Consider the following 10,434-nt stretch of genomic DNA (forward strand, 5'->3'; position numbering starts at 1 on the left):
ACGCGCCTCGAATCGCAATGGCGGTTTCAACTTTCTCGACAGTCAGAGCGAACTGGCGCGCGCGTCGCGGGAACGCTAGCATGCGAAGGGCTGCCGCGCCGGGCGCGCCGCCGATGGGACGGGACAAAGACAGTTGCAGCTTCCCAACCGGGATACGGCGGTACTGGCGATGACGCTGGACGGCGATCCGGCGGCGCTCGCGCCCATCCGCATGGTGGCGCGGGAGGCGATCTCGCAGGCCTATGAAGTCGACATCACGGCAGTGCATGTCGGGCCCGACTTCGCGCCCGAGGAGATCCTGCAAAAGAAGGTTGTGCTGACGCTGCGCTGGGCGGACAAGGAGCGCACCTTCGCCGGCTACGTCCAGGAATACGCGCCGGTCGTGGGCGGCTTCCGGGAATACGCGGCCTGCCGGATCAAGGTCGTGCCGAAGCTTTGGGGACTGTCGATCGCGACGGACTGCCGCATCTTCCAGGAGAAGACCGCGGAGGACATCCTGTCCCTGGTCTTCGCGCTGGCCGGCGTGGAGTCCAGCTTCAAGATCACGGGCGCCAAGCCGACGCTGCCCTACCGCACCCAATACAACGAGTCATGCCTCGACTTCGCCCGGCGAATCATGGAGGAGAGCGGCTGGTTCTTTTTCTTCTCCCATGGCGACTCGGGCGAGGAAGTGGTGGTGGCGGACAGCAACACCGCCTTTGATTCGCTCGGCGCGATCGAGAAGGACAGCGGCCTGATCGGCAGCATGCTCCCGGTCCACGGCATCGCCACGGCCAAGGAAACCACCTCGGACTACGACCCGGTCTCGCCGACGACCGATCTCAGCGCCGAGATGGAAACCAAGCTCGCCCAGACCGGCCTGCTCAGCATCAAGAGCTTCGCCTGGCCCGCGCGCGCGACCCAGGCCGATGCCGCTACCGAGCGGGTCAAGGCGCGGATGGAAGCAGCCGAGGCAATGTCCGCCCTGCTGCAGGGCGAGGGCCGTTGGCCGGAGATGGTTCCGGGCTGCCTTTTCGAGGTGCCGGACGGCACGCGCGGCTTGCCTTCCGGCACCTTCGGCATCCGCAGCGTCCGGCACGAGGCCGTTGACGAAACCTGGCTGACGGGAACGGGCGCGGCCAGCTACGCCAACACCTTCGAGGCCTTCCCCGAGGCGCAGCCCTGGCGCGAGCCCATGGACACGCCGCGCCCCCGCATGGATGGCGTGCACGCCGCCGTCGTGATCGGGGAGGACGATCCAGGGGGCGTGTTCACCGACGACCTTGGCCGCGTGAAGATCCGCTTCTTCTGGGACCACCGGCAGGAAGCAACGACGGGCGACGGCATCTGGGCCCGCGTGGTGCAGCCATGGGCCGGCAAGGGCTGGGGCGCGCAGTTCATCCCGCGCATCGGCACAGAGGTCGCCTGCGCCTTCATGAATGGCGATCCCGACTACCCCGTGGTGCTGGGCGGCCTCTACAACGGCCAGGACACGCCGATCTTCCTCAAGGCGGACAAGGACAAGTCGGGGTTCCGCAGCCGCTCCTTCGAGACGGCGGCCGGCGGCGGCGAGGAATTCTCCGAGTTCACCTTCAACGACAAGAAGGGGCACGAGGAGGTCTTCCTCCATGCCCAGAAGGACTACAAGGTCAACGTCGAGAACGACCTCAAGCTCAAGGTCGACAACTGCCGCATCGTCGAGATCACGAAGGACGACACCGTCGGGATCAAGGGCAAGCAGGACTACACGGTGAAGGGCAACCAGACCCTGGTCATCGAGGAAGGCCACCGCAAGATCGACGTCAAGAAGGGCGACCAAATCACGACGCTCGGCAAGGGCGACTATAAGGTCACCACCGATCTCGGCGACATGAAGTTCAAGGCGGCGGCGGGTGAGGTGATGATCGAGGCGATGAAATCCATCACGCTCAAGGTCGGCGCCAACACGGTGATCATCGACATGAAGGGCGTGAAGATCAACGGGATGATGCTGAAGTTCAAGGCCGAGATGATCGCCCAGATAGACTCCGGCCTGATGACCAAGATGAAGGCCGGCATCATGACGAAGGTGGAAAGCGGCGTCGTCACGATGGTGAAGGGTGGCGTCGCCACCTTGGCCGAAGGCGGCACGGCGACCGTCGTGAAGGGTGGTGCAGCGACGCTCGTCAAGGGCGGCGTCGTGATGATCAACTGATATGTCGCAATCACTCCCGCCCCGTCTGAAATTCGCCGGCGCGCTGCCCGACGTCATCGCCCGTGCCGACCTGCCGCCCGAAGCCGCGCCCTTGGTCGAGGGCGTGGCAGGTCCGGCCGAAGCGATGGACTGCCTGGCGGCTGCCGGCTTCCTTTCCGAGGCCGTGAAGATCGCCGCGCATGCCCTGCCGAAGCGCGAGGCGGTCTGGTGGGCCTGCATGTGCGCCCGCCATACCGCGCCGAAGGACGTCCCGAGCCTCGAGGCGATCTGCCAGGCGGCGGAGGCCTGGGTCCGCAGCCAGACCGAAGACGCCCGCTACGCCGCCTTTCGCCTGGCGGAAGCGAACGGCCTCGATACGCCCGAGGCCTGGGCCGCGGTCGGCGCCTTCTGGTCCGGCGATTCGATGTCCGCGCCGGAGGCGCCGAAGGTGCCGCCCGCGCCGCATCTTGCCGGATTGGCCGTGGCGGGTTCAGTGAACCTCTCGTCAATCCGCGGCGATGTGCTGTTGCGCGATGCGCGCGTGGCCCGCTTCCTCGACAGCGCGCGGGACATCGCGCGCGGCGGCGCCGGCCGCCTGCCACCGGAGGGCTGATCCGATGCCGATGCCTGCCGCACGGCTGACCGACATGCAGGTCTGCCCGATGTTCACCGGGCCGGTGCCGCATGTCGGCGGCATCATTGCCATGGGCTTCCCGACGGTGCTGATCTCCTTCCTGCCGGCGGCGCGGATGGGCGACCCGACGATCTGCGTTGGCCCGCCCGGCACCATCGTGAAGGGATCGCCGACCGTTCTCATCGGCAACCAGCCTGCGGCGCGCATGACCGACCAGACCGCCCATGGCGGCACGATCGTCCTCGGTGCGCCCACCGTCCTGATCGGACCCTGACCTTGCGCTTGACGCTCTCGACGCTCCGCTGCCCCGACACCGTGCCGCCGGAGACGCGGTCCACCGGCGGGGGTGAGTTCAGCCTCGGCCGCGCGCCGGACAACGCGTGGGTGCTGGCCGATCCCGATCGCCACCTGTCCAAGCGACATTGTATCCTGGCCTTCCGTAATGGCGGGTGGCAGATCGCCGACACCAGCACCAACGGCACCTTCCTGAACCGCGAGGCCGAGCCGATCGGCCAGGGGCAGATCCGCGACCTGCGCGACGGCGACCGCATCCGCCTCGGCGCCTACGAGATCGAGGTGCGGATCGAGGAAGCGGCGATGCCCGCGGGCGGGACCGGCGGAGGCGTCGGCGCCGGGGCGCCGGCCTCGCGCTTCGGCGGCGGCAATCCCTTCGACGAGGATGTCTTCGCCCCCACCCCGCCGCCCCGCCCGGCCTTCGGCGAGGCGCCGACGCCGAGCGCCTTCGGCAATGATTCGCCGCTCCTGCCCGCGGACTTCGACCCGCTCGGCCCGGCCGAGCCCGACCCGTTCCGCGGGCCGAGCGTCGCCGACCACTCGCCTTCCGTCAGCGACGCCTTCCGCCCGCCGCCGGTGATCCCCGGCACAGGCGGCGGCGGGCTGCCGGACGACTGGGACCTCGACGAGCCGCTGATCCCGCCCGCCGCGCCGGCGCCCGCCGCTGCGCCGCCCATGCCGCGCGCGGCGCCGCCGCCGCCACCGCCGATCGCGCCCGAGGCGATGCCCTTCGCCGAGGAGCCCTTCGCGCCCGCGCCGCAGCCGGTCTTCGCCCCGCCGCCGCCCGCGCCGCCGCCCGCCGCCGTCGTGCCGCCGCCGGCGGCCGTGCCGATTGCGCCGCCCGCCGCGATGGCACCGCCCGTGCTGCAACCCGCCGCACCGCCAGCCGCACCGCCAGCCGCGCCGCCCGCGGCGGCGCCCGTCGCCGAACCCGTCCGGTCGCCGCCCGCTGCGCCCCCCGCGGCCCCTGTGGCCGATGACGGCGCGGCGCTGGCCGCGTTCCTGCGCGGCGCGGGCATGCCCAAGGCGCGCATGGACGACCCCATCGCCACGATGGAGGAACTCGGCCGCGCTTTCCGCCAGATCGTCTCCGGCCTCCGCGCCGTGCTGATCGCGCGCGCCTCGATCAAGGGCGAGTTCCGGATCGAGCAGACGATGATCCGCGCCAAGGGCAACAATCCCCTGAAGTTCTCGGCCGACGACGACGACGCGCTGTCGGCCATCCTCGGCACCGGGCGGCGCACCAACATGGGCCCCTCCGACGCCATCGCCGAGGCGCTGCGCGACATCACCCTGCACGAGCTCGCCACCATCGCCGCCATGCAGGCGGCGACGCGGGAGGTGCTGAAATGGCTCTCGCCGGAGGAAGCGATGGCCTCCTCCGGCGGCGGCCTGCTGCCCATGCAGCGCAAGGCCAAGGCCTTCGACGTCTTCGAGGACACGCACCGCGCGCTCGTCGCCGCGCTCTCCGACGATTTCGAGCGCGTCTTCGGCAAGGCCTTTGCCACCGCCTACGAACAGGCGCTGCACGAGGCGTCGGCGAAACAGGAGAGACCATGAGCATCACCCGTCGCGCGAGCCTGATCCTGCCGCTCGCCGCCGCTTCCTGCGCGAGCCCGCCGCCGCCGCCGCCCTCCGTCACCCTCTCGATCCAGGGCGGGGCGGACCAGAACCCCGACCCGACCGGCCGTCCCTCGCCGGTCGCGCTGTCCGTCTTCTACCTCACCCAGACCGCGAAGTTCGAACGCGCCGACGTCTTCGCCCTGACCGAGCGCGAGCGCGACACGCTCGGCCAGGACAGCACGGGGTCCGAGCAGTTCGTCATCGCGCCCGGCGAGAGCCGGTCGGTGACGCGGGAGCTGCGCCAGGGCGTGCAGGCGATCGGCGTCGTCGCGCTGTTCCGCGACGTGGACAGCGGCGCGCAGTGGCGCGCGGTGCGCAGCATCGCACCCAGCGGCTCGACATCGCTGACCATCCGGCTGGCCCGCAACGCGGTCACGCTCGCAGCCGCGGGTTGAACAGGCTTACCTGCCACTCGCGATGCTGTTAGCCTCGCGCGACGAGGTCAGGGGGATACGAGGAATGGGCACGCCGGCATGAGCTGGTCCAGCCGCGTGATCTGGCAGGAAGGGATGTTCCTGCGCGCGCAGCATTTCCAGCAGCAGGACCGCTGGCTCGACGGGCTGGTGCGCGGCGCGTTCCGGCCGCTGCGGCCGCATCCCTGGGGCGTGACGGAGCTCACGCTGGACCGCGACCTGCTCGCGACCGGGCGCTTCGCCGTCGTCTCGGCCGCCGGCCTGTTCGAGGACGGGACGCCCTTCGCCATTCCCGCCGAGGCCGACCACCCCGCGCCGCTCGAGCTGCAGGAATCCGCGCGCAACACGCTCGTTCATCTCTGCCTGCCCATACGACAGCCCGGCGCCCCTGAGGTAGCAGGGCCCGACGGGGACGGGCGGCTTGGCGCGCACGCCTTCGGTGCCTACGACACGCATTCCGCCTCGCCGCAGCCGGCCGAGCTGCAGGTCGGCAAGCTGCGCCTGCGCTACATGCTCGAAACCGAGGACCGCACGGGCTACCTCTCGATCGGCCTCGCCCGCGTCATCGAGGTGTCATCGAACCGCCAGGTGCAGCTCGACGAGCGCTGGATCGCCCCCGCGCTCGCCTGCGGCGCGGTCACGCCGCTGGCCGGGCTGATCGCCGAGCTCGCGGGTATGCTGAACCAGCGCGGCGACGCGCTCGCCGGGCGGCTGACGGCGCCGGGCTCCCGCGGGGTGGCGGAGGTCGCGGACTTCCTGCTGCTGCAATCCGTCAACCGCTGGCAGAAGCTGCTGGAGCATTGGGGCGCGAACGGCGCCGTCCACCCCGAGGAGCTCTACGCGACGCTCGTGCAGATGGCGGGCGAGTTCGCGACCTTCACCGAAGCGACGCGCCGCCCGAGCACCTATCCCGCCTACCGGCACGAGGACCTGCAGCGCAGCTTCGCGCCCGTGGTGGCGGACCTGCGCCGCTCGCTCTCGGCCGTCATCGAATCCACCGCCGTCGCGATCCCGCTGCAGGAACGGCGTCACGGCGTGCGCGTCGGGCCGCTGACGGACCGCGCGATCCTGCGCGCCTCCTCCTTCGTGCTGTCGGTGCAGGCCGACATGCCGGCCGAGAACCTCCGCCGCCTGTTCCCCGCGCAGGTGAAGATCGGCGCCGCCGAGCACATCCGCGAGCTCGTCAATGTCGCCATGCCCGGCATCGCGGTGCGCCCGCTGCCGGTCGCGCCGCGGCAGATCCCGTTCTACGCCGGCGCCGTCTATTTCGAGCTCGATCGCGGCAGCCAGCACTGGCAGTACATGCAGAATTCCGGCGGCTTCGCCATCCATGTCTCCGGCGATTTCCCGAACCTGCGGCTCGAACTCTGGGCGATCCGCGGGTGACGCAACCAGGCTGAGGGGAGGGCGGGGTGAGCGACAATCCGTTCAACGAGCCCGATGACGACCGCACCGTGATCCGCCCCGCGCCGGGCGGCCGCGCGGCGCGCCAGGCGCCGCCGCCGCCGGCGCAGCCCGCCGGCTTCGGCGGGGGCCAGGATCCCTTCGCCGGCGCGGCGCCGCCCGTCGCCGCCGCGCCGCTCGATGCCGCGATCGAGCTGCCGAAGGTCGGCGCCTCGGCGCTCGTCGCCGCGGCCCAGCCGCTGCTGCAGCTCATGGGCCGGCTGCGCAACACTGTGGCGGTCCCCGATCCCGGCGACCTGCGCGAACGCGCCGTCGCCGCGATGCGGCGCTTCGAAGCGGATTGTCGCGCCGGTGGCGTGCCGATGGAGCAGCTGCGCCCCGCGCATTACGCGCTCTGCGCCGCGCTCGACGACGTCGTGCTGAACACGCCCTGGGGCAGCCAGGGCGCCTGGGCCGGGCGCAGCTTGATCAGCACCTTTCACCAGGAGGTCCAGTCGGGCGAGCGCTTCTTCGCGCTGGTCCAGCAGCTGCAACAGGTGCCCGGCACCAACCTGCCGGTGCTGGAGCTGATGTATCTCTGCATCGCGCTCGGCATGCAGGGGCGCTACCGCCTGTCGCCGCGCGGCCCGGCGGAGCTCGACCGCGTCAGGGAAGAGCTGCACGCCATCATCGTCCGCCAGCGGGCGGCGCAGCCCGATCCCGAATTCTCGCCGCGCTGGCGCGGCGTCGCGGCGCCCTACCGGCCGGCGAAGCCGCGCCTGCCGATATGGGTGATGGCGAGCTTCGTCGCCGCCGTGCTCGGTGGCATGTTCCTCTGGATGACGAACGGCCTGGCGGACCAGACCGACGCGCTGCTGGATCGCGCGCAGAAGGCGCCGCCGGCGAGCATGCCGCAGATCGCGCGCGCCGCGCCAGTGCGCCCGCCGCCACCGCCGCCCCCGCCGCCGCCCGATGCGCCGCCCGCGCCCAGCACCCTCGACAAGCTGCGCCAGTTCCTGGCGCCCGAGATCCAGCAGGGCCTGGTGACCGTGGACGGCACCGATGCCGCGCCGCTGGTGCGCATCCGCAACCGCGGCATGTTCCCCTCCGGCAGCGCGACACTCAACACGGCCTTCCTGCCGCTGATGGCCCGCATCGGCGAGGCGCTGCGCGACGAGCGCGGCCCCGTCCTCGTCATCGGGCATTCCGACAACCAGCCGATCCGCACCGTGGCATTCCCGTCCAACTTCCACCTCTCCGCCGCCCGCGCCGAGGCGGCGCGCCAGGCGATCCTCCGCAGCCTCGGCGATCCCGGGCGCATCACCAGCGAAGGCCGCGCCGACACCGAGCCCGTGGCGGACAACGCGACGCCGGACGGGCGCGAGGCGAACCGCCGCATCGAAGTCCTTCTGCGGCGGGAGGCCCGCTGATGCCCTGGCGCTGGATCCTTACCGGCATCGGCGTGCTGCTGATCTGCGGGCTCGTCTGGTTCTTCGGGCCGCTGCTGTCCTTCATGGAGGACTGGATCCCGCGGGTCGCGGTGATCGCGCTCATCGTCCTGGTCTGGGCGGGGATCAATTTCTGGCTCTCCCGCAAGGCCTCGAGGAAGGAAAAGGACCTCGTCCAGGGCGCGGCGGCGGGGCCCGACCCCACGAAGCTCGCGGCCGACGAGGAGAGCGAGAAGCTGCGCGAGCGGCTGACCACCGCGCTCGGCACGCTGGCCAAGGCGCGCGGCAGCCGCGGCTACCTCTACGAGCAGCCGTGGTACGCGATCATCGGCCCGCCGGGCTCGGGCAAGACGACGGCGCTGCTGAATGCGGGGCTGAAATTCCCGCTCGCGGCCGAGATGGGGCAGGGCGCGGTCGCCGGCGCGGGCGGGACGCGCATGTGCGACTGGTGGTTCACCGACGAGGCCGTGCTGATCGACACGGCCGGCCGCTACACCACGCAGGATTCCGACGCCAATGTGGACCGGGCGGGCTGGGACGCCTTCCTCGAGCTTCTCAAGAAGAGCCGGCCGCGCCAGCCGCTGAACGGCGTCCTCGTCGCGATCGGCGTGCCGGAGATCGCCTCGGCGCCGCAGCCCGAGCGGCTCGCGCATGCCCGCGCGATCCGGCGCCGCATCAAGGAGCTCAACGACAAGCTCGGCGTGAAGGTGCCGGTCTACCTGCTGCTGACCAAGGCCGACCTGCTGCGCGGCTTCACCGAGTATTTCGACGACCTCGACCGCGACCGCCGCGCCCAGGTCTGGGGCACGACCTTCCCGGCCAAGGGCGACCCGCTGCCGACCGTGGCGGAGGAGTTCAAGGCTTTGGTGGAGCGCGTGGATGCGCGCGTCCTCGATCGGCTGCAGGCCGAGCGCAACCCCGACCGCCGCGCGCTGATCGCGGGCTTCCCGACGCAGCTCGCCAGCCTCGAGCAGCCGCTGAACGAGTTCCTCGCCGAAGCCTTCGCGGGCTCGCGCCTGGATCCCGCGCCCTTTCTGCGCGGCATCTACCTGACATCCGGCACCCAGGAAGGCACGCCGATAGATCGGCTGACCGGCGTGCTCGCGCGCGGCTTCGGCATCGACCAGCGCCGCGCGCCCTCGCTGCGGCCGGAAGCCGGCCGCTCCTACTTCCTCGAGCGTCTGCTGAAGGAGGTGATCTTCGGCGAGGCGATGCTCGGCTCCGCCAACCCCGCCGGCGTGCGGCGCGACCGCGCGATCCGCATCGCGGCCTGGGCGGCGAGCCTGGTGCTGCTGCTCGGTGGCGGCGCCTGGCTCTGGACCGCGAAGAGCGGCGCCGAGGGCGGCACGGCGAGCTTCGCCGATGCGCTCGCGGCCTATGAACGGCTCGCGCAGCCCGTGCTGACCGATCCCGTCAACGACGGCGACCTCATGCGCATCCTGCCGGTGCTCGACGCCGCGCGGGCGCTGCCGCGGGCCGCGCAGGCGGCCGACGCCTCGCTCGGCATGTCGCAATCCGCCAAGCTCGAGGCGGCGGGCGGCGTGGTCTACCGCCATGCGCTGCAGCGCGCGCTGCTGCCGCGGCTGCTCTGGCGGCTCGAGGCGCAGATGCGCGGCGCCTTCAACCGCCCCGACCTTCTCTACGAGGCGACGCGCATCTACCTCATGCTGGGCTCGGCGGGCCCGCTCGACCGCGACCTCGTGCGTGAATGGATGAACCTGGACTGGTCGCAGACCTGGCCGGGCGCCCCCAACCAGCCGATGCGCGAGGCGATGCAGGTGCATCTCGCCACCTTGCTCGGTGCGCCGTTGCCGCAGATACCGCTGGACGGGGCCCTGGTCGAGGAAGCGCAGCGCGCCTTCAGCCGCATCCCGCTGGCCGAGCGCGTCTATTCCCGCATCCGCCCCTCGGCCGCCGCGACGCAGCTGCCGCCATGGACGCCGGCGCAGGCCGCGGGCGCGGCGGGGACGCGGCTCTTCGTCCGCGGCTCCGGCAGGCCGCTGACCGAGGGCATTCCCGGCTTCTACACCGTCGAAGGGTTCCACCGCGTCCTGCTGCCCTCGCTGCCCGGCGCGGTGCGCGAGGTCGCGAGCGAATCCTGGGTGCTCGGCACGCGCGCCGAGATCGACCCGCGCAGCGCCGCCGTGCAGACGCTGGAGCGCGACGTCGTGGCGCTCTACGTCAACGAATACGTCCGGTACTGGGACGGGCTGATGGCCGACCTCAACGTCGTGCCGCTACGCGCCCTGCCGCAGGCCGTGCAGGACCTCTTCATCCTGGGCGCACCGCAATCCCCGATGCGCGACCTGCTCGTCGCCATCTCGCGCCAGCTCACGCTGAGCCAGGCGCCGCCGGCCCCCGCGACCGCAGCGGGCCTGGCGCAGGCCGCGGCCGGCGCCGCCCAGGCCGCCGTGCAGGGTGCCGCGGGCAGCGCGGCCGCGCGGCTCGGCGCGGCGCTCGGCCAGGCCGCGGGGCCGCCGCCGGAGC

8 protein-coding genes are annotated in these 10,434 nt (G+C 71.8%); all 8 read left to right on the forward strand.

Translation table 11 applies throughout. The annotated features are described in order from the left end of the window. Positions 1–133: 133 nt before the first annotated feature. Complete coding sequence (locus ACLF3M_RS19155) at positions 134–2,173, forward strand: type VI secretion system Vgr family protein (protein ID WP_430658573.1); 2,040 nt, start codon at positions 134–136, stop codon at positions 2,171–2,173. A 1-nt stretch (position 2,174) separates the two neighbouring features. Then, a complete protein-coding gene (locus ACLF3M_RS19160) occupies positions 2,175–2,765 on the forward strand; it encodes a DUF6931 family protein (protein ID WP_430658574.1) in 591 nt (196 codons plus the stop codon). 4 nt (positions 2,766–2,769) lie between these two features. After that, positions 2,770–3,060: a PAAR domain-containing protein gene (locus ACLF3M_RS19165; RefSeq protein WP_430658575.1), complete on the forward strand. Its 291-nt coding sequence runs from the start codon at positions 2,770–2,772 to the stop codon at positions 3,058–3,060. Positions 3,061–3,068: 8 nt separating this feature from the next. Then, the gene (tagH, locus tag ACLF3M_RS19170) at positions 3,069–4,640 is read left to right on the forward strand and encodes a type VI secretion system-associated FHA domain protein TagH (RefSeq protein WP_430658576.1); all 1,572 of its coding nucleotides are present in this window, start codon (positions 3,069–3,071) and stop codon (positions 4,638–4,640) included. Next, the gene (tssJ, locus tag ACLF3M_RS19175; RefSeq protein WP_430658577.1) at positions 4,637–5,098 is read left to right on the forward strand and encodes a type VI secretion system lipoprotein TssJ; all 462 of its coding nucleotides are present in this window, start codon (positions 4,637–4,639) and stop codon (positions 5,096–5,098) included. Before tagH ends, tssJ begins: the two co-directional genes overlap by 4 nt. Before the next feature lie 78 nt (positions 5,099–5,176). Continuing rightward, positions 5,177–6,502 carry a type VI secretion system baseplate subunit TssK gene (gene tssK, locus ACLF3M_RS19180; protein ID WP_430658578.1) on the forward strand — a complete coding sequence of 442 codons (1,326 nt, stop codon included), beginning with the start codon at positions 5,177–5,179 and terminating at the stop codon, positions 6,500–6,502. 26 nt (positions 6,503–6,528) lie between these two features. After that, positions 6,529–7,929 carry a type VI secretion system protein TssL, long form gene (gene tssL / locus ACLF3M_RS19185; protein ID WP_430658579.1) on the forward strand — a complete coding sequence of 467 codons (1,401 nt, stop codon included), beginning with the start codon at positions 6,529–6,531 and terminating at the stop codon, positions 7,927–7,929. After that, positions 7,929–10,434 (forward strand): type VI secretion system membrane subunit TssM (tssM, locus tag ACLF3M_RS19190; RefSeq protein ID WP_430658580.1); only part of this gene is annotated, 2,506 nt, incomplete at its 3' end. The genes tssL and tssM, both read left to right, overlap by 1 nt.

Source organism: Falsiroseomonas sp. HW251 (genome assembly GCF_050563545.1).
Classification (GTDB): Bacteria; Pseudomonadota; Alphaproteobacteria; order Acetobacterales; family Acetobacteraceae; genus Falsiroseomonas.